Source organism: Kitasatospora sp. NPDC087315 (genome assembly GCF_044744345.1).
GTDB lineage: Bacteria > Actinomycetota > Actinomycetes > Streptomycetales > Streptomycetaceae > Kitasatospora.
Window position 1 is genome coordinate 275,379 of record NZ_JBIUYD010000004.1, and the last position, 21,648, is coordinate 297,026.

The 21,648-nt window shown below is 74.8% G+C and carries 22 protein-coding genes; 13 read left to right on the forward strand and 9 right to left on the reverse strand.

The features are described from left to right. Window positions 1-165 precede the first annotated feature (165 nt). The 4 genes from ACIO5D_RS08230 (at window position 166) to ACIO5D_RS08245 (ending at window position 3,759) form a co-directional block, all read left to right on the forward strand. Window positions 166-1,527, forward strand: a complete 1,362-nt coding sequence (locus tag ACIO5D_RS08230; protein WP_400653767.1) for an MFS transporter — start codon at window positions 166-168, stop codon at window positions 1,525-1,527. 82 nt (window positions 1,528-1,609) lie between these two features. Continuing rightward, a complete protein-coding gene (locus ACIO5D_RS08235) occupies window positions 1,610-2,143 on the forward strand; it encodes a hypothetical protein (protein WP_400653698.1) in 534 nt (177 codons plus the stop codon). Between the two features lie 10 nt (window positions 2,144-2,153). Then, window positions 2,154-2,903, forward strand: coding sequence for a futalosine hydrolase (locus ACIO5D_RS08240; RefSeq protein ID WP_363607903.1), 750 nt, complete (start codon window positions 2,154-2,156; stop codon window positions 2,901-2,903). Continuing rightward, window positions 2,896-3,759, forward strand: a complete 864-nt coding sequence (locus ACIO5D_RS08245) for a 1,4-dihydroxy-6-naphthoate synthase (RefSeq protein WP_363607904.1) — start codon at window positions 2,896-2,898, stop codon at window positions 3,757-3,759. Before ACIO5D_RS08240 ends, ACIO5D_RS08245 begins: the two co-directional genes overlap by 8 nt. Window positions 3,760-3,829: 70 nt before the next feature. Here the strand turns inward: ACIO5D_RS08245 and ACIO5D_RS08250 are convergent, their stop codons facing one another. Then, window positions 3,830-4,213, reverse strand: coding sequence for a cold-shock protein (locus tag ACIO5D_RS08250; protein ID WP_363607905.1), 384 nt, complete (start codon window positions 4,211-4,213; stop codon window positions 3,830-3,832). Between the two features lie 498 nt (window positions 4,214-4,711). Here ACIO5D_RS08250 and ACIO5D_RS08255 point away from each other — a divergent pair, with 498 nt between their 5' ends. Continuing rightward, the gene (locus ACIO5D_RS08255) at window positions 4,712-4,942 is read left to right on the forward strand and encodes a hypothetical protein (protein ID WP_363607906.1); all 231 of its coding nucleotides are present in this window, start codon (window positions 4,712-4,714) and stop codon (window positions 4,940-4,942) included. A 31-nt stretch (window positions 4,943-4,973) separates the two neighbouring features. Here ACIO5D_RS08255 and ACIO5D_RS08260 read toward each other — a convergent pair whose 3' ends face one another. Then, window positions 4,974-5,609: an HAD family hydrolase gene (locus ACIO5D_RS08260; RefSeq protein ID WP_363612566.1), complete on the reverse strand. Its 636-nt coding sequence runs from the start codon at window positions 5,607-5,609 to the stop codon at window positions 4,974-4,976. A gap of 101 nt (window positions 5,610-5,710) precedes the next feature. On the opposite strand from ACIO5D_RS08260, the gene ACIO5D_RS08265 reads away from it, so the two are divergent. The 4 genes from ACIO5D_RS08265 to ACIO5D_RS08280 all read left to right on the forward strand — a co-directional run bounded on the left by ACIO5D_RS08265 (window position 5,711) and on the right by ACIO5D_RS08280 (window position 9,728). After that, on the forward strand, window positions 5,711-6,739 hold the full coding sequence (locus ACIO5D_RS08265; protein WP_363612568.1) for an iron ABC transporter permease: 1,029 nt from the start codon (window positions 5,711-5,713) through the stop codon (window positions 6,737-6,739). Beyond that, window positions 6,736-7,782, forward strand: a complete 1,047-nt coding sequence (locus tag ACIO5D_RS08270; RefSeq protein WP_400757293.1) for a FecCD family ABC transporter permease — start codon at window positions 6,736-6,738, stop codon at window positions 7,780-7,782. Before ACIO5D_RS08265 ends, ACIO5D_RS08270 begins: the two co-directional genes overlap by 4 nt. Next, a complete protein-coding gene (locus ACIO5D_RS08275; protein WP_400794341.1) occupies window positions 7,782-8,633 on the forward strand; it encodes an ABC transporter ATP-binding protein in 852 nt (283 codons plus the stop codon). The genes ACIO5D_RS08270 and ACIO5D_RS08275 overlap by 1 nt, the downstream gene beginning before the upstream one ends. A gap of 126 nt (window positions 8,634-8,759) precedes the next feature. Continuing rightward, a complete protein-coding gene (locus tag ACIO5D_RS08280; RefSeq protein WP_363612574.1) occupies window positions 8,760-9,728 on the forward strand; it encodes an iron-siderophore ABC transporter substrate-binding protein in 969 nt (322 codons plus the stop codon). 100 nt (window positions 9,729-9,828) lie between these two features. Here ACIO5D_RS08280 and ACIO5D_RS08285 read toward each other — a convergent pair whose 3' ends face one another. Continuing rightward, window positions 9,829-10,674 (reverse strand): hypothetical protein, encoded by an 846-nt coding sequence (locus ACIO5D_RS08285; protein ID WP_400757289.1) that lies wholly within the window; start codon window positions 10,672-10,674, stop codon window positions 9,829-9,831. A 151-nt stretch (window positions 10,675-10,825) separates the two neighbouring features. On the opposite strand from ACIO5D_RS08285, the gene ACIO5D_RS08290 reads away from it, so the two are divergent. Continuing rightward, entirely contained in the window at window positions 10,826-13,333 is a 2,508-nt protein-coding gene (locus ACIO5D_RS08290) for a helicase C-terminal domain-containing protein (RefSeq protein WP_363612578.1), read from the forward strand. A gap of 70 nt (window positions 13,334-13,403) precedes the next feature. On the opposite strand, the gene ACIO5D_RS08295 is transcribed toward ACIO5D_RS08290, so the two are convergent. Then, complete coding sequence (locus tag ACIO5D_RS08295) at window positions 13,404-13,652, reverse strand: hypothetical protein (protein ID WP_400794343.1); 249 nt, start codon at window positions 13,650-13,652, stop codon at window positions 13,404-13,406. Window positions 13,653-13,894: 242 nt separating this feature from the next. On the opposite strand from ACIO5D_RS08295, the gene ACIO5D_RS08300 reads away from it, so the two are divergent. Next, a complete protein-coding gene (locus ACIO5D_RS08300) occupies window positions 13,895-15,532 on the forward strand; it encodes a DNA repair helicase XPB (protein WP_363612582.1) in 1,638 nt (545 codons plus the stop codon). Window positions 15,533-15,567: 35 nt separating this feature from the next. Here the strand turns inward: ACIO5D_RS08300 and ACIO5D_RS08305 are convergent, their stop codons facing one another. Then, window positions 15,568-15,780, reverse strand: coding sequence for a hypothetical protein (locus ACIO5D_RS08305; protein WP_363612584.1), 213 nt, complete (start codon window positions 15,778-15,780; stop codon window positions 15,568-15,570). A gap of 301 nt (window positions 15,781-16,081) precedes the next feature. Here ACIO5D_RS08305 and ACIO5D_RS08310 point away from each other — a divergent pair, with 301 nt between their 5' ends. Next, window positions 16,082-18,133: a HelD family protein gene (locus tag ACIO5D_RS08310; RefSeq protein WP_400653693.1), complete on the forward strand. Its 2,052-nt coding sequence runs from the start codon at window positions 16,082-16,084 to the stop codon at window positions 18,131-18,133. Between the two features lie 90 nt (window positions 18,134-18,223). Here the strand turns inward: ACIO5D_RS08310 and ACIO5D_RS08315 are convergent, their stop codons facing one another. From ACIO5D_RS08315 to ACIO5D_RS08325, 3 genes are all read right to left on the reverse strand, one after another. Continuing rightward, entirely contained in the window at window positions 18,224-18,910 is a 687-nt protein-coding gene (locus ACIO5D_RS08315; RefSeq protein ID WP_400794345.1) for a copper homeostasis protein CutC, read from the reverse strand. A 139-nt stretch (window positions 18,911-19,049) separates the two neighbouring features. After that, window positions 19,050-19,988 carry a hypothetical protein gene (locus ACIO5D_RS08320; protein ID WP_400794347.1) on the reverse strand — a complete coding sequence of 313 codons (939 nt, stop codon included), beginning with the start codon at window positions 19,986-19,988 and terminating at the stop codon, window positions 19,050-19,052. Between the two features lie 14 nt (window positions 19,989-20,002). After that, window positions 20,003-20,350: a PadR family transcriptional regulator gene (locus ACIO5D_RS08325; RefSeq protein WP_363612592.1), complete on the reverse strand. Its 348-nt coding sequence runs from the start codon at window positions 20,348-20,350 to the stop codon at window positions 20,003-20,005. Window positions 20,351-20,500: 150 nt separating this feature from the next. Between ACIO5D_RS08325 and ACIO5D_RS08330 the strand changes: the two genes are divergently transcribed. After that, window positions 20,501-21,169, forward strand: coding sequence for a hypothetical protein (locus ACIO5D_RS08330; RefSeq protein WP_400794349.1), 669 nt, complete (start codon window positions 20,501-20,503; stop codon window positions 21,167-21,169). Window positions 21,170-21,264: 95 nt separating this feature from the next. Here ACIO5D_RS08330 and ACIO5D_RS08335 read toward each other — a convergent pair whose 3' ends face one another. Continuing rightward, entirely contained in the window at window positions 21,265-21,633 is a 369-nt protein-coding gene (locus tag ACIO5D_RS08335) for a hypothetical protein (RefSeq protein WP_400653690.1), read from the reverse strand. Window positions 21,634-21,648 lie beyond the last annotated feature (15 nt).

Genomic DNA, 21,648 nt, shown 5'->3' on the forward strand with positions numbered 1-21,648 from the left:
TCGGCCCTCGGCGCGGGTGAACCGCCGCCAGTGGGCGCATCCGGGGCGCCCGCACCCGGCCGGCGCCCTGCGGGCTCTCCCGCGGATCCGGCGGATCCCGCCGCGCCGGACGGGACCGACGAGGCCGACGGGGCCGACGCGACCGAGGGACCCCGCCGCAGCTTCCTGGTCCGCTCCGCCTCCGCCGCCGGCGTCCAGACCGGGCGGGTGGTGCACGGCACCGGCCGCCGGATCCGCAAGGCGACCTCCGCCGAGGGCGCCGGCGAGTCGGGCCTGGCCAAACTGATCGAACTGCACGCGCTGAACTCCTTCGGCGACATGCTGATCACCGTCGCGCTGGCGTCCACCATCTTCTTCTCCGTGCCGACCGGCGAGGCCCGTGGCCGGGTGGCGCTCTACCTCCTGATCACCATGGCGCCGTTCGCCGTCCTGGCCCCGGTGATCGGCCCGCTGCTGGACCGGCTGCCGCACGGCCGCCGGGCCGCGATGGCGATGTCGATGCTGGCCCGCGCGGTGCTGGCGTGGACGATGGCGAGCACGATGGCGGGCGGTGGGCTGGCCCTCTACCCGGAGGCGCTGGGCGTCCTGGTGGCGTCCAAGGCGTACGGGGTGGTGCGCAGCGTCGTGGTGCCCCGGCTGCTGCCGAGCCGGCTGTCGCTCGTGAAGGCCAACTCCCGGGTCACCCTGGCCGGGCTGCTGGCCACCGGCGTCGCGGCGGGGGTGGGCGGGCTGCTTCATCTGATCGGCCCGGGCTGGCCGCTGCGCGGCGCCTTCCTGGTCTTCGTGATCGGCACCCTGATGGCCTTCCACCTGCCGCACGCGGTGGACTCCGCCAAGGGCGAGCAGCGCGCCGTCCTGCACGCCGAGGCACCCGGGGGCACCCTGCCGCCCGCCGACGGCGGGGCCGCCGCCGTACAGCCGCCGAAGGCCACCCTGCGCACGGTCGGCCCGTCGGTGATCCTCGCGCTGCGGGCGATGTCGGCGCTGCGCTGGCTGGTCGGCTTCCTGGTGATGTTCCTGGCGTTCCTGCTCCGTGACGATCCGGTCGGCGGCCTGCGGCCGACCCTGGCGCTCGGCCTGGTGGCGCTGGCCGCCGGGACGGGCAACGCGCTGGGCTCGGTGCTGGGTTCGTGGCTGCGCACCCGGGGCACCGAGGCGACGATCACCGCGATGATCCTGCTGGCGACCTGCGCGACGGCCGCGGCCGCGCTCTGGTACGGCGTGGTGACGGTGGTGGTGGTCGCCGGGGCGGCCGGGGTGGCGGCCTCGCTGGGCAAGCTGGCGCTGGACGCGCTGATCCAGCGGGACGTCCCGGAGGCGGTGCGGACCTCGGCCTTCGCCCGCTCGGAGACGCTGCTCCAGCTGTCCTGGGTGGCCGGCGGCGCGGTCGGCATCCTGCTGCCGCTGGACGGCGCGCTGGGGCTCTCGGTGGCCGCCGGGGTGGTCGGCGTGGTGCTGCTCTGGACGGTCCGCAGCCTGTTCAAGGTGGGGCTGCGCCACCGGGCGGCCACGCCCCGGGTCGCCTGAGCGGGGCTCCCCCGCCCGGGTACAACACGCGGTTGCCGACCCCCGCGTAGCGTGACCGGCAAAGCCCGGTAGCCTCTGACGCATGAGCCTCAGCACCCGTGTCATCGCCGCCGTCGGCGCCGTCGTCGTGATCGGCGCCGGCACGGTCGGCGGGTCCATCGCCTACGCGACGGGCCAGACCGCGCCCAGCGACCACCGCGCGACCCTCACCGTCGGTACCTCCTCGACCGAGGCGGAGCCGTTCTGCTTCAACGACGGCAAGCCGCTCACGGACCAGCAGCAGGAGGACTGCCAGGACAAGGCGAGCAAGGCCCTGGACGAGGGCAGGCTCCCCAAGTCCGACGTGGTCGCCAGCGACCGGATCGGCGTCGGCGTGACCCCGACCGTCTCCGACCGCGGCTGGTGGGCGAACACCAACGGCGGCCAGACGAGCCAGGGCGGCCGCTTCATCCTGGCCTCCTCGGCCAAGAACTCGACCTTCTCGGGCATGGTGCCGGCCTCCAAGGCGCTGAACGCCTCCGGCAAGACCCTGATCACCGTGGTCGAGGCCGACCCGAAGCAGCCCGATGCCATCTACGGCGTCTGGTACTTCCAGCTGAACACCAAGGACGCCTGACGGTCACCCGATGACCGCACACGCCTTCCCCGACGAGCGGTCGAGCCCCGAGCGGGCCCGGCTGCTCGTCGTCGTCGCGGTGCCGGCCGAGGCGGAGGCGGTGCTGCGCGGCCTGGCCGGTACCGCCCGCCCGCTGCCGGTACCGGGCGGTGAACTGCACCGCGCCGAGCACTCCTCGGGCGTGACGGTGGACGTCCTGGCGGGCGGGGTCGGACCGGCCGCCGCCGCCTCGGCCGCGTCCGCCGCGCTCGGCGCCCGCCGCTACGGGCTGGCCGTCTCGGCCGGCATCGGCGGCGGTTTCGCCCCGCACGCGCCGGTGGGCGCCACCGTGGTCGCCGACGCGATCGTCGCCGCCGACCTGGGCGCCGAGACCCCCGAGGGCTTCGCCGACGTCACCGAACTGGGCTTCGGCACCGTCCGGCACACCCCGCCCGCCGCCGCCGTGGCCCGCGCCGCCGAGGCACTGGGGGCCGTCACCGGCACCGTGCTCACCGTCTCCACGGTGACCGGCGGCGCCGACCGCGCCGCGGCCCTGACCGCCCGCCACCCCCGCGCGGTGGCCGAGGCGATGGAGGGCTTCGGGGTGGCCGAGGCGGCCGCCCGGCACGGGGTGCCGGTGTTCGAACTGCGCACCGTCTCCAACCCGGTGGGCCCGCGCGACCGGGCCGCCTGGCGGATCGGCGAGGCGCTGGCCGCGCTGGAACGGGCCTTCGCCGAACTCCCGTACCCCGAGCTGCTCAAGGAGGCCGGCCGTGGCTGAACGGCTGAGCATCGCCTACTCGCCCTGCCCGAACGACACCTTCGTCTTCCACGCCTGGGCCCACGGCCTGGTGCCGGGCGCGGAGGCCCCCGAGGTCACCTTCGCGGACATCGACATCACCAACGGCCTCGCCGAACGCGGCGAGCTGGACGTCCTCAAGATCAGCTACGGCGCGCTGCCCTGGGTGCTGGACGAGTACACCCTGCTGCCCTGCGGCGGCGCGCTCGGCCGGGGCTGCGGGCCCCTGGTGCTCACCCGCCCCGGCCCCGCCGGCGAGACCCCGGAGCCGGCGGACCTCAGCGGCCGGACCGTCGCGGTGCCCTCCGAACGCTCCACCGCCTACCTGCTGTTCCGGCTCTGGGCGGCCAGGGCGGTGCCCGGCGGGCTCGGGAAGATCGTCGTCCTGCCGTTCCACGAGATCATGCCCGCCGTCCGGGACGGCCGGGTGGACGCCGGCCTGGTGATCCACGAGGCCCGCTTCACGTACCGGCAGTACGGGTTGCACAGCCTCGCCGACATGGGCGAGGCCTGGGAGCGGGAGACCGGCCTGCCGATCCCGCTCGGCGCGATCATCGCCCGGCGCTCGCTCGGCGCCGAGCGGCTGCGGGCGATCGGCGAGGCGATCCGCGCCTCCGTCCGGCAGGCCTGGGCGGACCCGCGGGCCGGCCGGGAGTACGTGCTGGCGCACGCGCAGGAGATGGACCCGGCCGTCGCGGAGCAGCACATCGGGCTGTACGTGAACGAGTTCACCGCGGACCTCGGCGAGGAGGGTTACGCGGCCGTGCGCGCACTGCTCACCCGGGCCGCCGCCGAGGGGCTGGTGCCCCCGCTCGCCCCGGGCGCGCTCGACTTCTGAGCGGTCCGACGCCCGACCGGTCCGACGCCCGACGGACCGGGCGCCCGACCAGCCGGGCGCCCGGGCGGGGCTACACGTCGAACTGGTCCGCCACCGCGCGCAGCAGGCCGGCCAGCTTCTGGCCGGTCGGCTTGGCCGGGTAACGGCCGTGCTGGAGGCCTGGCAGCACCGCGTCCAGCGTGGTGATCAGGTCCTGGACGATCGGCGCCATGTCGTCGGCGCTCTTGCGCTGGGCGGCGGCCACCGACGGCAGTGCGTCCAGCAGCTGCACGGCCATCGCCTGGTCGCCCCGGTGGCCCGCGACCACGCCGAACTCGACCCGCTGGCCCGGCTTCAGCGCGGTGACACCGGCGGGCAGCGCCTTGGTGTGGACGAAGACGTCGCCGCCGTCGTCGCGCGACAGGAAGCCGAAGCCCTTCGTCTCGTTGAACCACTTGACCTGGCCGGTGGGCATCTCGAACAGTCCTCGATGTGGGTGTGAGGGATCCCGGCCCTGGCCGGGGATCACTGGGTGGTGGGAGGGCGGGCCGACCTTCCGTGCACGCCCGGTAGGCGCTCGTGGTCAGCACGCTGTAGAAAGCAGACTAACGGTCCGTCACTGCCTCATCCGCGTTCCGCGAAAGATCCGTGCGGGGCTCTGACGGCCACGGGTGACCCGGTACTGGCATGGCCGGGGCGCGACGCGGCGCAGTCCACTGGCTCACACCCCCGGTCTGAGGAGACGGGGCGCACTTGTCGCACCCCTCGGCACAGCCTGCATACCCCCGCTCAACAGGGATCAAAACTCCCAGCTGCCGGGAAACTGCACAACGTGACCGGACCGCCCGTCCGCGAAGCGGTCCGCGGGCCGGTCGGACCGGACGCCCTGCCGGGTCGGACCGGACGCTCCGACCGACCGGTCCGGGCGCTCTGCCAGACTGGGGGAAGGACCGACCGCAGAGGAGCGACCAGAGTGAGCAGCCAGAGCGCCGACCACGGCGACGCCTACGTCAAGGCCGGAGCGATCGTCTTCGGGCTGGGCGCGCTCGCCACCCTGGTCACCTTCGTCCCGCTGTTCCTGCACCTCACCCCGCTGCCGACGGCCGCGTACTGGCTGAGCATGCTGATGCCGCTGGGCTTCCTGCTCGCCCTGGCCGGCCTGCTGCTCTCGGCCCGCGCCCAGCGCCGCCGGGTCGGGGCCTGACCGCCCGGCGGCACCCGCTCCGGCCCTGGCGCTAGAGCGTCTCCGCCAGGTGCCCGGCCAGCCAGGCCGGGAACTCCGTCAGGTCGGCCAGCACCGCGTCCGCGCCCGCCGCCAGCAGTTCGTCCGCGCGGTAGGGGCCAGTGGCCACGCCCACCGCGACCGCGTCCGCGTGCCGGGCGCCCCGGATGTCGCCGAGGTGGTCGCCGACGTAGACCGTCGCACCGTGCTCGCGCAGCGCGTCGCCCTTGGTCTCCGCCCACAGGTCGCCGGCCAGCGCGTCGGCGTGCAGACCCGCGTGCTCCAGGTGCAGCCGGGCGTTCGGCTCGTACTTGCCCGTGATCACCGCGACCCGGCCGCCGTGCGCGCGGACCGCCTCGACCGCCGCGTGGGCGCCGGGCAGGGCGACGGTGGGGGCGAAGGCGTGCTCCTGGTAGAGCGTGCGGTAGCGGTCGGCGATGCCGGGCAGCCGGTCGGCCGGGAACCAGTTGCCCAGTTCGTCCAGGAGCGGCGGGCCGAGCCGGGTGACCACCAGGTCGGCGTCGATGTACGTGCCGGTCTCGGCCGAGAGCGCGAGATAGGTGGCCCGGATGCCGAGCCTGGTGTCGAGCAGCGTCATGTCGAGGTCGAAGCCGACGGTGAGCGGGGCGGCAGGCGGGGTCGAGGGCATACCGCCAGGTTATCCAACCCGTCCACCATGGACACGGGGGTGATTTGCCCCGGCTTCTCCGCGGAACTTAGGTTTGCCTCAGTTATCTGCGAGAGAGAGCCATGACCGACACCACCGCGCCCGGCAAACGGCGCCTGCTGCGCCGCCGCGCACTGTGGCTCGCCGCCGCGCTGACCGTGCTGGTCGCCGCGGTGCTGCTGAGCCTGGCGGTCGGCAGCCGCACCATCCCGTTCAGTGAGACCGTCGACGCCCTGCTGCACGGCGGGGACAGCACCAACGCCGTGGTCGTCCGCGAGCTGCGGGTGCCGCGGACGGTGGTCGGCCTCGCGGTCGGCGCCGCGCTCGGCCTGGCCGGCGCCGTCATGCAGGGCATCACCCGCAACCCGATCGCCGACCCGGGCATTCTCGGCGTCAGCCAGGGCGCGGCGGCCGGCGTAGTGGTGGCGATCTCCGGGTTCGGGATCTCCTCCCTGACCGGCTACGTCTGGTTCGGCTTCGCCGGGGCGGTGATCGCCACCGTGCTGGTGTACGGGCTGGCGGGGCGCGGGCGGGGTGGGGCGACCCCGATCAAGCTGGCGCTGGCCGGCTCCGCGATGTCCGCGTTCATCGCCTCGCTCAACACCCTGGTGCTCACCACCGACGCGGCCACCATGGACCGGTTCCGCTTCTGGCACGTCGGTTCGCTCTCCGGGCGCACCGCCGACGTGGCCTGGCAGCTGATGCCGTTCCTGCTGGTCGGCACGGTGCTGGTGTTCGCGGTGGCGCGCGGGCTGGACGCGCTGGCGCTCGGCGACGACACCGCCAGGGGGCTCGGCGCGAAGACCGGGCTGGTCCGGGCGGTCGGCGCGCTCGGCGCCACCGTGCTGACCGGTTCGGCGGTCGCCGCGGCCGGCCCGATCGCCTTCGTCGGCCTCGCCGTCCCGCACGCCGCCCGCGCGGTGGCCGGCGCCGACCACCGCTGGGTACTCGCCTTCTCCGCCGTGCTCGGCCCGGCGCTGCTGCTGCTCGCCGACGCGCTCGGCCGGGTGCTCTTCCCGCCCTCCGAGGTGCCTGCCGGTGTGATGACCGCACTGGTCGGGGTGCCGGTGCTGGTCGCCCTGGTCCGCCGCCGGAAGGTGGTGGCGGCATGAGTTCCGTCGCGCTGCGGGGGTACACCGTGCTGCGGGCCGGCCGCGCCTCCTTCCTGCTGCACCGCCGCTCCGCGTTCGTGGCCACCGGTCTGCTGCTGGCGCTGGCCGTCACCGTCGTCGCCTCGCTCTGCCTCGGCGAGTCCACCGTCTCGCCCGCCGAGGTGGTGAAGGTGGTGCTCGGGCAGCCGAGCGCGCACCAGTTGGTGGTCGGCGAGTTCCGGCTGCCCCGGGTGGTGGTCGGTCTGCTGGTCGGCACCGCCCTCGGGCTGGCCGGCGCGCTGATCCAGACCGTCGCCCGCAACCCGCTGGCCAGCCCAGACGTGGTCGGCGTCTCCTGGGGCGCCACCGCCACGGTGGTCGGCCTGATGGCGTACGGCGTGGTCGGCTCCACCGGCCAGGTGCCCTACGCGGCGGTGGCCGGCGGGCTGGTGGCCGGCCTGCTGGTGTACGCGCTGGCCTGGCGGCGCGGCCTGCACGCCCAGCGCTTCGTACTGATCGGCATCGGCATCAGCGTCGCGCTCTCCTCGCTCACCTCGGTCTTCCTCACCAAGGGCGACGGCTTCCAGGCGCAGGCCGCCAAGGTCTGGATGACCGGCAGCCTCAACGGCTCCGGCTACGACCAGGCCGGCTGGCTGGCCCAGGTGCTGCTGGCCGCCGTCCCGGTGGCGCTCTGGGCGGCGCGGGCACAGCGCTCGATCTCCTTCGACGACACCACCGCCGTCGGGCTCGGCCTGCGGCTGGACCGGATCCGGCTCGGCATGGCGCTGCTCGGCATCGTGCTGGCCTCGTGCGCGGCGGGCGCGGCCGGGCCGGTGGACTTCGTCGCGCTGATGGCCCCGCAGATCGCCCTGCGGCTGGCCCGCTCGGCGCAGATCCCGCTGCTCTGCTCGGCGCTGACCGGCGCGCTGGTGGTCGTCCTGGCCGACCTGCTGGCCCGACGGCTGCTCGCGCCCACCGAACTGCCGGTCGGCGTGGTGACCGGCCTGGTCGGCGCGCCGTACCTGATGTGGCTGCTCGTCCGATCCCGCCGTGGAGGTTCCTGATGCCCGATCACCTGGTGCCCGCCGCCCCGGCGCCCGCCGGCCCGGCGCCCGACCACCGCCTCGAAGCCCGGGGCCTGACCCTCGCCTACGAGGCGCGTACCGTCGCCGAGGGGCTGGACCTGCGGATTCCCGACGGCAGGGTGACGGTGATCGTCGGCCCGAACGCCTGCGGCAAGTCCACCCTGCTGCGCGCGCTCGGCCGGCTGCTGAAGCCCGTCCGGGGCGCGGTGCTGCTGGACGGCGCCGAGCTGGCCCGGATCCCCACCAAGCGGATCGCCCAGCGGATCGGGCTGCTGCCGCAGTCCCCGACCGCGCCCGAGGGCATCTCGGTGGCCGACCTGGTCTCGCGCGGCCGCCAGCCGCACCAGAGCTGGTGGCAGCAGTGGTCGGCGGAGGACGAGGAGGCGGTGGCCGAGGCACTGGAGCGGACGTCGACCGCCGAGCTGGCCGAACGCAGTGTGGACGAGCTCTCCGGGGGCCAGCGCCAGCGGGCCTGGATCGCGATGGCGCTCGCCCAGGGCACCGACATCCTGCTGCTGGACGAGCCGACCACCTTCCTGGACATCGCCCACCAGGTCGAGGTCCTGGACCTGGTACGACGCCTCAACGTCGAACGCGGCCGGACGGTGGTCGCCGTGCTGCACGACCTCAACCAGGCCGCCCGGTACGCCGACCACCTGGTCGCGATGCGGGACGGGCGGATCGTCGCCCAGGGCACGCCGGGCGAGGTCGTCACGGCGGAGCTGGTGCGGGAGGTCTTCGGGCTGGACTCGGTGGTCGTGCCGGACCCGGTCACCGGCACACCCCTGGTCGTCCCAGGCTCGCCGTGGGCGGTGAAGGCGGACGCCTGACGGCCACGGCACGACCACGGCACGACCGGCGGGGGGCGCGCCACAGGCCGCAGACGAGGACGCATAGCATCATTTCAGACATAATCGACGCGCCGCCGCCCGTTCGCCCCCGTCCGAGGACCGCCGATGCCCCCGATCACCCGCCGTACCCTGCTCACCGGGCTCGGCGGCGCCGCCCTCACCGGGTGCACCGCGCGGCGCGGCACCCCGCTCGCCGACAACGCCGCCGGTGTCCTCTCCCCCACCCCGCTGCCCGCCGTCACCGTCAACACCGCGATGGGCCCGGTGACGGTACCGGGCGCGCCGATGCGTGTCGTCACCCTGGACACCGCCGAACTCGACTCCGCGCTGACCCTCGGCATCACCCCGGTAGGCGCGGCCCGGGCAGCCGTCGACCCCACGTTCCCCGACTACTGGCCCGCCTCCCGGGTCGCCGGGATCACCCCGGTCGGCGCTCCCGGCGCCCCGGACCTCGACGCGATCCGCGCCGTGCGTCCCGACCTGATCCTCTCCAACCAGGCCCGGGACGGCGACCGCTACGACACGCTGCGGCAGATCGCCCCCACCGTCCTCACCCAGACCACCGGCGCCCCGTGGAAGGCCAACGTCCAGTTGCACGCCCAGGCGCTCAGCCGTCAGAACGCGGCCACCGCCTTCGCCGGCGCCTACCAGCGGCACGTCTCCCAGGTGATCCAGGCGCTGGCCGGCGCCAAGGCGTCCGGCCGGAAGATCAGCCTCGTCCGCTTCGTCGAGGGCGGCGGCATCCGGCTGTACGGCAAACAGAGCTTCCCCGGCACCCTGCTCACCGACGTCCAACTCGGCCGCCCGGACGCCCAGAACGTCGACCAGGCCGACATCGAGATCCCCCTGGACCAGATCGCCAGGGCCGACGGCGACCTGCTGCTCTACGCCACCTACGGCAACCCCGGCCGGGCCGGCACCACCGCCACCCTGGCGAGCCCCGGCTGGCAGGCCCTCGGCGCCGTCCACGCCCACCGGGCCTTCCCCGTCGACGACCAGCTCTGGTTCCAGGGCATCGGCTACACCGGCGCCAACTTCGTCCTCGCCCAGCTCCAGCGCTTTCTGGGGGCGTAGGCCTGGCCGGCCGCGTGCCGCCCGTCCGGCTCCACCCGTGATCGGCGCGGACGGGGACCGGCGAGAACAGCCGGGAGGCGCGGCACGCGAGGCCCCGGCCTCAGCCCTCCGTCCGGGCCGCCCGCCGCATGGCCACCCCGAGCAGGAACAGCGCCGAGAGCACCGCCGCCACCCGCAGCGCCCCGGGGGCCGCGGACCAGGTCACCTGGCCGACCTGCTCGCCCGGCTGAAGCGCCTCGCCCCAGCGGCCCTGGGCGCGGCCCCAGAACCAGACGGTGGTCGCGCTCATCGTGATCAGCGGAATGCCGAGAATGGCGAACTTACGGGTGAAGTCGGTCAGTTGACGGGACAGGTAGCCGAGCGCCCAGCCCACCAGCAGCGCCGGGACCAGCCCGACGACCGCACCGCCGACCAGCGTCACCGAGGACAGCAGGAGCAACGGCGACGGGCGGCGGCCGGCCAGCACGCTCTGCCGCGGCGCCCCCGCCGGGGCCCCGCCGCCCTCGCTCCCGGACTTGGCCCTGGCCTTCCTCTTGTTCCTGCGCCCGCCCTTCCCCGCCGCCTTCCCCGCTGCCGTCTCCTCGGCCGGCGCCGGGTCCGGCGTGTCCTCCGCGGGCGTCCGCTGTTCCGGGATCGGCTTGGGGGGCGCCTGCGGCGCGTCCGAGAAGTTGAGCATCACGAGGTCCCAGCCGCCCGGGTCCGCCGAGTACAGCTGCGACGCCGGCGGAGCGTCCGCACCGGCCGACGACCCCGCGAGCGGCCCCTCGGACGTCTCGCCGAACGGTTCCGACACCCTGGGCGGAGCCGCGGGGGCCGGCGGGACGGACGGCATCCCCGGCACACCGGGCGGCCCGGCCGCGTACACACTGTCCCCGTCCGCCGGCCCGCCGCCGCCCGGCGGCTCGCTCCACGGCCCGCGCTTACGCCACCACTCGCCGTCCGACATCACCCAACACCCCGCCTTGCCCGAGCCCGTCCCCGCCGATCGTGACGCTACCCATCCGGCCCCCGCCCACGCGAGCCCGGGCCGCCCGGATGATCGACAGCCGCCCGCGACTCATCCCGCACCGCCACCCGACGCGACTAACCTAGGTCGAATGACCACATCGCAGGGCCCCCAACGCCCCGGGAAGTCCGCCGCCGGCCCCCGCACCCTCGCCGAGGAGCTCCGCACCCGCCCCGACGACGACCTCGCCGCCCTGCTCCGGTCCCGCCCCGACCTGCTCAATCCCGTCCCCGGCGACCTCACCCAGCTCGCCGCCCGGCTCTCCTCCCGTGCTTCCGCGCTGCGCGCCCTGGAACGCCTCGACCGGTTCACCCTCCAGGTCGCCGAGGCCCTGGCCGCCGCCCCCGACGGCGCGTCGCTCGCCACCGTCCGGACCCTGCTGGCCGGCCCCGCCAAGGTGAAGCCGCACCCCGGCGCCACCCCGCTCACCACCGCCGACCGCGCCGCCGTCGCCGCCGCCCTCCCCCGGGCCCTCGCCACACTGCGCGACCGCGCCCTGCTCTGGGGCCCCGACAACGGACTGCGCCTGGTCATCGCGGTCCGCGAGGCCCTCACCCCGACCGCCGCCAACCCCGGCCGCACCGGCCTCGGCCCGACCCTCGCCGAGGCCACGCCCGGAATGTCCCCGGCCCGGCTGCAGCAACTGCTCGCCTCCGCCGGCCTGCCCGCGACCCCCGACCCGGTCACCGCCGTCGCCGCGCTCACCGCGCTGCTCACCGACCGCGCCCGCTGCGACGCCCTGCTCGCCGGCGCCCCCGAACCGGCCCTGCGCCTGCTGGACCGCCTGGTCTGGGGCCCGCCCACCGGGACCGTCCCGGACGCCACCCGCCCGGTCACCGCCGAGGACGCGCAGAGCCCGGTCGAGTGGCTGCTCGCCCGCGGTCTGCTGCTGCCCACCAGCCCCGGCAGCGTCGTGCTGCCCCGCGAACTCGCTCTGCACCTGCGCGGCGGCCGCACCCACCGCATGACCGAACCGGTCCAGCCCGAGCCCGTACCCGACGCTCCACCGCGCGATCCACAGGCTGTGGACAGTGCCGCCGCCGGCCAGGCCCACACCGCCGTCCGGATCGTCGAGGAACTGCTCGACCTCTGGGGCCTCACCCCGCCCGCCACCCTGCGGGCCGGCGGCGTCGGCGTCCGCGACCTCAAGCGCACCGCCCAGGCCCTCGAAACCACCGAGCGCCAGGCCGCCTTCTGGCTCGAACTCGCCTACACCGCGGGCCTGCTGGCCCCCGACGGTGAGGCCGACGAACGCTGGGCCCCCACCCCCGGGTACGACGCCTGGCTCCAGCAGGACACCGCCGGACGCTGGGCCCGGCTGGCCGGCTGCTGGCTCACCGCCACCCGCGTCGCCGCCCTCACCGGCAGCCCGGACGGCAAGGGCAAGCCGCGGGCCGCGCTCGGCCCCGAACTCGACCGCACCCTGGCCCCGTCCGTCCGCCGGGCCACTCTCGCCCTGCTCGCCGAACTGCCGCCCGGCACCCCTGCCACCGCCGACGAACTGCTGCCCACCCTGCGCTGGCAGCGCCCGCTGCGCGGCGGCCCGGCCACCGGCGAGGGCCGCGATCTGCGCGACGACCTCACCGCCTGGACCCTCGCCGAGGCCGAACTCCTCGGTGTCACCGGCCGCGGCGCCCTCGCCGCCCCCGCCCGCGCCCTGCTGACCGCCGAGGCCGACCCGGCCGAGGTGCTCGCCCCGCTGCTGCCGCGCCCGCTGGACCACGTCATCCTCCAGCCGGACCTCACCGCGATCGCCCCCGGCCCGCTGCTCGCCCCGCTCGGCCAGGCCCTCGCGCTCTGCGCCGACATCGAGTCCAAGGGCGGCGCCACCGTCTACCGGTTCACCCCGGAGTCCGTCCGCCGCGCGCTCGACGCCGGCCGCACCGCCGCCGACCTGCAGGTCTTCCTGGAGCAGCACTCCCGCACGCCCGTACCCCAGCCGCTCACCTATCTGATCGACGACGTCGCCCGCCGACACGGCGTGCTGCGGGTCGGCGCCGCTTCCTCGTACCTGCGCTGCGACGACCCGGCGCTGCTCGCCGAGGTGCTGGCCGACCGGCGCTCCGTCGATCTGCGGCTGCGCCTGCTCGCCCCCACCGTCCTGGCCTCCCAGGCCGCCCCCGACGTCCTGCTCGCCGCCCTGCGCACCATGGGCTACGCGCCCGCCGCCGAGTCGGCCGAGGGCGATGTCCTGATCACCCGCCCGGACCGCCACCGCACCCCGCCGCGCGCGGCCCCCGTCCCCGTCCCCGACGGCCCGCCCACGCCCGACGACACTCTCCTCGCGGCCGCCATCAAGGCCATCCGGGCCGGCGACCGCGCCGCCACCGCCATCCGCCGCGAGCCCACCCCCGACCCGCGGCAGCTGCCGCGCACCGCCGCGGCCGAGACCCTCGCCGCCCTGCAGACCGCCGTCCTGCTCGGCGAGCGGATGTGGATCGGCTACCTCAACGCCGAGGGCCTCGCCAGCCAGCGCATCATCGACCCGGTGAAGGTCGAAGGCGGCTACGTCACCGCCTTCGACCACCACGCCGACGAACTCCGCACCTTCGCCCTCCACCGGATCACCGGCGTGGCCGAACTGGAGGACTCCGCCTGACCGCCGGAACGGAGCCCGGCCGCCGGGACGGAGCCCGCTCCCCGGGGCGGGCCCTGCTCACCGCAGCGGGTCAGTGCGCCTGCCCCTGCTGCGTCTTCTCCTTGATCGCCTGATCGGCCAGCGTGCCGATCTCGCTCTGGCCGACCGGCAGGCTGCCGCCGCTGACCAGATCGGCGAGCAGGAACCCGCCGGCCGCGAACGGGCCGCCGGTCTCGCCGAGGCCCGCGAGGGCGTGGGCGGAACCGGCGGAGGAGGCGGTGGCGGCGAAGGCCGTACCGGCGAGGGCGAGGGCTGTGAGGACGCGCTTCGACTTGTTCATGCCCGGCTCAACGACGGAGCGGCCCCCCGGTCACCGCCCGGCCCACCGACCGCCCGGGCGGCGGACAGCGGCTCCGGCCCCTCGAAGGCGGCCGAACCACGGTGGCCGCCCGCGTCCGCCACGAAATGCGCGACACTGGAGGGTCTGCGTCGGACCAGCCGGTCAGACCAACCGGTCGACCCGGCCGGTCGGCCGGTCATCAGTCCAGCCTGTCAGTGTCAGCCAGTGGAGGGCTTCCCCGCGTGAACGACGGACCGCTCATCGTCCAGAGCGACAAAACTCTTCTCCTGGAGATCGACCACCCCAAGGCCGCCGACTGCCGCCGCACCATCGCGCCGTTCGCCGAACTCGAACGCGCCCCCGAGCACGTGCACACCTACCGGATCACCCCGCTCGGGCTCTGGAACGCCCGCGCGGCCGGGCACGACGCCGAGCAGGTGGTCGACGCCCTGGTGACGTACTCGCGCTACCCGGTACCGCACGCGCTGCTCGTGGACGTGGCCGACACCATGGCCCGCTACGGACGGCTCCGGCTCTCCAAGCACCCGACCCACGGCCTGGTGCTCACCAGCACCGACCGGCCGGTGCTGGAGGAGGTGCTGCGCTCCAAGAAGATCGCCCCGCTGGTCGGCGCCCGGATCGACCCCGACACCGTCGTCGTCCACCCGTCCGAGCGCGGCCAGATCAAGCAGGTGCTACTCAAACTCGGCTGGCCCGCCGAGGACTTCGCCGGGTACGTGGACGGCGAGGCGCACCCCATCGAGCTCGACCAGAACGGCTGGCAGCTGCGCCCGTACCAGGCCCAGGCCGTCGAGGGCTTCTGGCACGGCGGCTCCGGCGTCGTCGTCCTGCCCTGCGGCGCCGGCAAGACGCTGGTCGGCGCGGCGGCCATGGCCGAGGCCAAGTCGACCACCCTGATCCTGGTCACCAACACCGTCTCGGCCCGGCAGTGGAAGCACGAACTGGTCAAGCGCACCTCGCTCACCGAGGACGAGATCGGCGAGTACAGCGGGACGAAGAAGGAGATCCGCCCGGTCACCATCGCCACGTACCAGGTGATGACCACCAAGCGGAAGGGCGTCTACGCCCACCTGGAGCTCTTCGACGCCCGCAACTGGGGCCTGGTGGTCTACGACGAGGTGCACCTGCTGCCCGCGCCCGTCTTCAAGTTCACCGCCGACCTCCAGGCCCGTCGCCGCCTCGGTCTGACCGCCACCCTGGTCCGCGAGGACGGCCGCGAGGGGGACGTCTTCTCGCTCATCGGCCCCAAGCGCTTCGACGCGCCCTGGAAGGAGATCGAGGCGCAGGGCTACATCGCGCCCGCCGACTGCTGCGAGGTCCGCGTCACCCTGACCGACACCGAGCGGCTCGCCTACGCCACCGCCGAGCCCGAGGAGCGCTACCGCTTCTGCGCCACCACGGCGACCAAGCGTCGGGTGGTGGAGGCCCTGGTCAAGAAGCACGAGAAGGACCAGACGCTGATCATCGGCCAGTACATCGACCAGCTCGACGAGCTCGGCGAGGTCCTGGACGCCCCGGTGATCAAGGGCGAGACCAGCAACGCCCAGCGGGAAAAGCTCTTCGAGGCCTTCCGGAACAAGGAGATCAGCGTCCTGGTGGTCTCCAAGGTCGCCAACTTCTCCATCGACCTGCCCGAGGCGACCGTCGCCATCCAGGTCTCCGGCACCTTCGGCTCCCGCCAGGAGGAGGCCCAGCGCCTCGGCCGCGTCCTGCGCCCCAAGGCCGACGGCCACGCGGCCCACTTCTACTCCGTGGTGGCCCGCGACACCGTCGACCAGGACTTCGCCGCCCACCGCCAGCGCTTCCTGGCCGAACAGGGCTACGCCTACCGCATCATCGACGCGGACGACGTGCTCTAGCGGGTCCGTACCCGCCGGTCCGTACCCGCCGAGGATCAGTACCCGACGCCGTCGCGCCCGAGGAAGACCACGCGCGCGGCGGTGTCCAGGGCGATGCCGACGTTGCGGACGGCCCTGGCCAGCGGGTTGCGGCGGCGGCCGGGGACGGTCGCGGCGGTCGCTCCGGCGGGGCGGGCGACGGACTTCTGGGTCGGCACCCGGGGGGTCGTGGCCGCTGCCCGGGGCGCCGTGATGTGTACGGTGCTCATGTCTTCAACGGTAGAACCCGGGCGCGCCGGACACATCACCCCAAAGGCCGTATCCGGCAGGACGGAGGTCGTCCTCCCGATGTACGGAGGCCCTGAGGGCCCCGTCCGGGGAAACCGGGGGTGGAACCGTGGGGCCACCGGGTCTAGGATCGTTCGTCTGCCCCCTCCCGAACCGTGGTACCTGCTGAGTCCCGCAGGCAGCCGGGGGAGGCGCCGACCGTTCGGCAACCGGTCGGCTGTACCCACTGTGAGCTCCAACGATCCGCTGCGCCCGCTTCCGGGGCAGCCGGGAAGGTTCGCTGTGCCCGCCACCCCCACCACCGACCCCCTCCAGCGCGAACGCGACCATCTGGCCGCCTCCAGGGCCGCGCTGCGAGCGATGCGCGAGGACGTCCAGTCGCTGGACATCCGCGACGTGACCGGCACCTGGGTCACCGCCATCGTCCTCCAGAAGCAGATCGAGGCCCGGATCGCCGCCCTGGCCGACCTCTCGCACACCCCGCTGTTCTTCGGCCGCCTCGACTACCTGCACGCGATCAGCGAGGAGCTGTCCGAAGGCAGTGGAGGGGAGAACTTCTACATCGGCCGGCGGCACGTCCACGACGCCGACGGCGACCCGATGGTGATCGACTGGCGCGCGCCGGTCTCCCAGCCGTTCTACCGGGCCAGCCGGACCGCGCCGATGGACGTCGAGCGGCGCCGCCGCTTCGGCTACACCGGCGGCGAGCTGACCGCCTACGAGGACGAGCACCTCACCGACCCCGCCGAGTCGGACACCGCCTCCGCCCTGCTCGCCGCCGAGATCGAGAAGCCCCGCGTCGGGCCGATGCGCGACATCGTCGCCACCATCCAGCCCGAGCAGGACGAGATCGTCCGTGCCGACATCAGCGGCACGGTCTGCGTCCAGGGCGCCCCCGGCACCGGGAAGACCGCCGTCGGCCTGCACCGTGTCGCCTATCTCCTGTACGCGCACCGCGAGCGCCTCGCCCGGACCGGCACGCTGGTCATCGGCCCGAACAACGCCTTCCTCTCCTACATCGAGCAGGTGCTGCCCGCCCTGGGCGAGCTGGAGGTGGCGCAGGCCACCGTGCAGCAGCTGGTCGCGCATGTCGAGGTCCGGGGCGAGGACACCGCGGAGGCGGCCCGGCTGAAGGGCGACGCCCGGATGGCCGAGGTGCTGCGCCGGGCCGTGCGCTCGGGCATCACGCTGCCCACCGAGCCCTGCGTGGTGGTCCGCGGCTCCCGGCGCTGGCGCGTACCGGCCTACGAACTGGTCGAGATCATCGAGGAGTTGAAGGGCCGCGCGATCCGCTACGGTGCCGCCAGGGACGCGCTGCCGCAGCGGATCGCGCACACCGTGCTGCTGAAGATGGAGCAGGGCGGCGAGGCCCCCGACGACCGGGTGCAGGACGCGGTGGCCCGCAACCCGGCGGTCAAGGCGGTGGTCAAGCAGTGCTGGCCGCTGGTCGAACCGGCCAAGCTGGTCCTGCGGCTGCTCTCCGAACCGGAGTTCCTGGCCGAGTGCGCGGACGGCGTCCTCACCCCCGAGGAGCAGCGGACGGTGCTCTGGCCCAGGCCCGGCCGCTCGGTGAAGACCGCCCGCTGGACGGCCGCCGACGCCGTCCTGGTCGACGAGGCCACCGACCTGGTGCAGCGCACCCCCTCGCTGGGCCACGTGGTGCTGGACGAGGCGCAGGACCTCTCCCCGATGCAGTACCGCGCGGTCGGCCGCCGCTGCACCACCGGCTCGGCGACCGTCCTCGGCGACCTCGCCCAGGGCACCACCCCCTGGGCGACGGCCAGTTGGCCGGACGCCCTGCACCACCTGGGCAAACCCGCCGCCCACATCGAGGAGTTGACCAAGGGCTTCCGGGTGCCGGAGGAGGTCATCGCGTACGCCTCCCGGCTGCTGCCCGCGATCGCCCCGGGCCTGGCTCCGGCCAGTTCGGTCCGCGAGGCGCCCGGATCGCTGACGATCCGTCAGGTCGAGCGGGGCGTGCTGGCGGAGGCGGTGATCGCGGCCTGTCACCGGGCGCTGGAGCACGAGGGCTCGACCGGCCTGATCGCCGCCGACGAGCGCGTCCCACTGCTCGCCGAGGCGCTGGCCGCCGCAGGTCTGCCGCACCTCTCCCCCGGCGCCGAGACCAGCGCGGAGGCCCGGCTGACCCTCGTCCCGGCCTCGCTGGCCAAGGGCCTGGAGTACGACTACGTGGTGCTCGACGAGCCGGCCGCCGTGATCGCCGGCGAGCCCGACCGGCGGACCGGCCTGCGGCGCCTGTACGTGGCGCTCACCCGCGCCGTCTCGGGGCTCACGGTGCTGCACGCCGAACCGCTGCCCGAACAGCTGCGCTGACGACAGCGGGGCGACGGACAACGAACGACGAGTGACAACTGACAGATAACAGAGTCTGTTATCTGTCAGTTGTCACTCGTCACCCACCCCTCAGCCGTCGATCAGCGCCCGCCACTCGGCGACCCTGCCCGCGTCCACCGGCGACTGCCACCCGTCGACGCGCACCGCGCCACCGACGTGGAAGGCGTCGAAGCCGGCCGCCCGCAGGCTCGGCAGGTGCTCGGCCCGCAGCCCGCCGCCGATCAGGATCCGCTGGCCGTAACCGGGCTTCCCGGCCGCGGCCAGCTCCGCCAGCAGCACCTCCCGGCCCGCGTCCACGCCGCCGACCGCACCGGACGTCAGGAAGGTGTCCAGCCCGGGCAGCGCGCCGACGGCGGCGCGCACGGCGGCGCGGTCGGCGCTGTGGTCGATCGCCCGGTGGAACGTCCAGCGGCAGCCCGCCACGGCCTCGGCGACGGCCTCGGTGGCGGCCAGGTCGACGGCGCCGTCGGCGTCCAGGAAGCCGAGGACGAACTCGTCGGCGCCCTCGGCCCGGAGCGCGGCCGCGCGGGCGCGCAGCTCGTCCAGGTCGCCCGGCGCGAAGCCGTCCCGGATCCGCAGCATCACGCGCAGCGGGATGTCCACCGCCGCGCGGATCTTGGCGAAGTCCTCGACCGACGGGGTGAGCCCGTCGGCGGCCATGTCGGTGACCAGTTCGAGCCGGTCGGCGCCGCCCGACTCGGCGGCCTGGGCGTCCTGGGGCGTCAGCGCGATGACTTCGAGAATTGGTCTAGACATATCGGTAGACTGCCACATCCCGCGGCCCCCCGGCGAGCCCCGTGCGGCCGTTTGGCCGGGACCTGCCCTCCGGTCGCGGCCCGCCTCCGGTCGTCACCCGGCCGACCGGGCCGCCCGGCGGCGGCCCGGCCCGGTCCGATCAGATCGCGGTGCGCCATCCCTCCGTACCCGGGGGAACGCCGCCGCGCCGCCGCTTGACCAGAACCGCCGCCAGCATCAGCGCCACCGCCGCCGTACCGACCGGGAGCAGCCGCCAGATACCGCCGGCCTCCTCCCAGAGGCTGAACACGCTGAAGGCCGCACTCAGCGGCAGCATCGCGAGCCCCGCCGCGGCGGGCAGCAGCCAGCCGCGCACCACGGTGAGCACCAGGAACAGCGGAACGACCACCAGAACGGTCGACCACGGGGCGTTCATCAGGTAGCGGGTGTCGTAGTTCCCCTGGGCCGCGACCATGAGTCCGCCCAGGACCGCCGACGCCGCCATCAGCGCGCGCGGCCACCCCGTCGGGCGGCTCAGCAGGTCCCGTGGCGCGGCGATGACCAGCAGCCCGGAGAGCACGAACGGCACGACCGAGGTGCTCGTGTAGAGGGTCCACCACCAGCCCATGGCCTCCGGCGCGAACGCGTCCCTCATGCCGAGCAGCCCGGTGACCACCACCCCCACCGCGAAGATCCGCGCCACCGTCCAGCTCCCCACCATCGCGGCGAGGGCCAGCAGGAGCGCCACCACCGGCTGCGCGATCATGATCGCCCGGCCCAGGCTCGTCTCCCCGGCGAAGTTCCAGGCGACGGCGTCCACATCGCTGAACCACGGCGACAGACTCGCCCCCGCGACCGCGGCCGCGATCAGTGGCGCGGCCGCCCCGAGCAGCCGCCCGCCGAGGGAGCTGGAGGTCAGCCTGGTCCGCACCCGCAGGCCGTACGCGGCGAGGTCGAGCGCCTCCCGGGCCAGCGCCTGCCTGCCCGCCTCGGCCGTGGTGTCGGCGAAGACCGCGGCCAGTTCGTCGCCGCGCTCGCGGCGGTAGCAGGCCGGGTAGAGCTGGAGCGCGACCCGCAGGACGACCGTCTGTGTGGTCATGACGGTGGGTGTGGTCATGTGAAGGTCCCCCTGACCCTCGGTCGGACAACGGCGAGGCGCCGCTCGGCCTCGGTGGCGACGGCACGCAGCCGTTCGGCCTCACCGGCCAGGGCGGCGCGGCCGGCCCCGGTCAGCGCGTACGAGCGCCGGGCCCGGCCGTCCACCACCTCCTCGGCCGCGACCTCGATCAGCCCCTGCTGCAGCAACCGGTCGAGGGCGCCGTAGAGCGTGCCCGTCCGCATCGTGACCCGGCCGCCGGAGATCGCGGCGACCTCCTGGATGAGCGCGTAGCCGTGCCGTGGGGCGTCGGCCAATGCCGTGAGCAGAAGCAGCGTGGGCTCCTGCATCGCACGTTCTGTCATAGGACTACATATATCGCTAACCTACATATAGGTCCAGTGGAACTCCCACCGGCCGACCCGCCCGACCCGGACGCCCAGACTGATCAGGACGACCCGACCGATCCCGACGCCCCGGCCACACCGTCCGCCCGGGCCAGCACAATGAACCCCATGCCGAACACGTCCGCCGCCGCCGGCCCGCCCGCCGCCGCCGATCTGCTCGCCGACTGGACCGCCCTGCTGCACCGCTGCGGCACCGGCACCGACCCCGAACCGTACGGGCGCGAGCTGCTGCGCCGCTGGGCCGAGCCGCAGCGCCGCTACCACGCCACCGATCACCTGCGGGCGGTGCTGGGCCACGTCGACACGCTCGCCGGACACGCCGACGCACCGGACACCGTCCGGCTGGCCGCCTGGTTCCACGACGCCGTCTACCGCCCCGACCGCTCCGAGAACGAGGAGCGCAGCGCGGCCCTCACCGTCCGGGCGCTCACCGAAGCCGCTCTGCCGGCCGCCCGGGTGGCCGAGGTCGCGCGGCTGGTCCGGCTGACCACCACCCACCGCCCCGCCCCCGGCGACCGGGACGGCGAGGTGCTCTGTGACGCGGACCTCGCCGTCCTCGGCGGCACCCCCGAGGCGTACGCGGCGTACGCGGCCGCCGTACGCGCGGAGTACGCCTTCGTCCCCGAGCCGGACTTCCGGGCCGGGCGCGCGGCGGTCCTGCGCCGGCTCCTCGCGCTCCCCGCGCTCTACCGCACCCCAGCCGCCCGCGAACGCTTCGACGCCCCCGCCCGAGCCAACCTGGCCGCCGAACTCGGCCTCCTGGAGGGCTCCGAGTAGGACGCCGCGGACCGCGAACGCCCCGGGCGGCACAAGGGCCGCCGTCGCGCCCCGGAGCGCGACGGCGGCCGAAAGCGGTCCCGGCCGGGCGCGGTCTACGACAGCCGGCCGACGGGCGACACCACCGCCCCCTCCTTGCCGCACACCCAGTGCGGCTCGGGCCCGAGCTCCGGCTCCACGCCGAGCGCGTGCGGGTCCCCGTCCGCCGCGCACGCGGTGCACAGCGGCCACCGCCCGTACTCCTCCAGCAGCGCGTCCTGGACGTCCTGGGCGACCAGCCCGAGCACGTACTCGGCGCCGTCCGGCCACTGCTCCAGCCACCAGCGCCGGTGTGTCACGGCGTTCTCCACCAGCGACACCACGGCGGCGTCCGCCACGTCCCGGGCGGAGAGGTCGGCGAGGATCAGCGCCCGCGCGTTGTGCAGGGCGGTCTCGATGTCAGCGGTGTCACCGGTGGAAGCCATCCGTCCATTCTCCCG

What these genes read in the sequence shown, in the direction of transcription:
- ACIO5D_RS08235 (WP_400653698.1), top strand. Translation starts at nt 1,610, where the DNA reads ATGAGCCTCAGCACCCGTGTCATCGCCGCCGTCGGCGCCGTCGTCGTG.
- ACIO5D_RS08240 (WP_363607903.1), top strand. Translation starts at nt 2,154, where the DNA reads ATGACCGCACACGCCTTCCCCGACGAGCGGTCGAGCCCCGAGCGGGCC.
- ACIO5D_RS08250 (WP_363607905.1), bottom strand. Translation starts at nt 4,213, where the DNA reads ATGCCCACCGGCCAGGTCAAGTGGTTCAACGAGACGAAGGGCTTCGGC.
- ACIO5D_RS08260 (WP_363612566.1), bottom strand. Translation starts at nt 5,609, where the DNA reads ATGCCCTCGACCCCGCCTGCCGCCCCGCTCACCGTCGGCTTCGACCTC.
- ACIO5D_RS08265 (WP_363612568.1), top strand. Translation starts at nt 5,711, where the DNA reads ATGACCGACACCACCGCGCCCGGCAAACGGCGCCTGCTGCGCCGCCGC.
- ACIO5D_RS08270 (WP_400757293.1), top strand. Translation starts at nt 6,736, where the DNA reads ATGAGTTCCGTCGCGCTGCGGGGGTACACCGTGCTGCGGGCCGGCCGC.
- ACIO5D_RS08275 (WP_400794341.1), top strand. Translation starts at nt 7,782, where the DNA reads ATGCCCGATCACCTGGTGCCCGCCGCCCCGGCGCCCGCCGGCCCGGCG.
- ACIO5D_RS08280 (WP_363612574.1), top strand. Translation starts at nt 8,760, where the DNA reads ATGCCCCCGATCACCCGCCGTACCCTGCTCACCGGGCTCGGCGGCGCC.
- ACIO5D_RS08285 (WP_400757289.1), bottom strand. Translation starts at nt 10,674, where the DNA reads ATGTCGGACGGCGAGTGGTGGCGTAAGCGCGGGCCGTGGAGCGAGCCG.
- ACIO5D_RS08290 (WP_363612578.1), top strand. Translation starts at nt 10,826, where the DNA reads ATGACCACATCGCAGGGCCCCCAACGCCCCGGGAAGTCCGCCGCCGGC.
- ACIO5D_RS08295 (WP_400794343.1), bottom strand. Translation starts at nt 13,652, where the DNA reads ATGAACAAGTCGAAGCGCGTCCTCACAGCCCTCGCCCTCGCCGGTACG.
- ACIO5D_RS08305 (WP_363612584.1), bottom strand. Translation starts at nt 15,780, where the DNA reads ATGAGCACCGTACACATCACGGCGCCCCGGGCAGCGGCCACGACCCCC.
- ACIO5D_RS08315 (WP_400794345.1), bottom strand. Translation starts at nt 18,910, where the DNA reads ATGTCTAGACCAATTCTCGAAGTCATCGCGCTGACGCCCCAGGACGCC.
- ACIO5D_RS08320 (WP_400794347.1), bottom strand. Translation starts at nt 19,988, where the DNA reads ATGACCACACAGACGGTCGTCCTGCGGGTCGCGCTCCAGCTCTACCCG.
- ACIO5D_RS08325 (WP_363612592.1), bottom strand. Translation starts at nt 20,350, where the DNA reads ATGACAGAACGTGCGATGCAGGAGCCCACGCTGCTTCTGCTCACGGCA.
- ACIO5D_RS08330 (WP_400794349.1), top strand. Translation starts at nt 20,501, where the DNA reads ATGCCGAACACGTCCGCCGCCGCCGGCCCGCCCGCCGCCGCCGATCTG.
- ACIO5D_RS08335 (WP_400653690.1), bottom strand. Translation starts at nt 21,633, where the DNA reads ATGGCTTCCACCGGTGACACCGCTGACATCGAGACCGCCCTGCACAAC.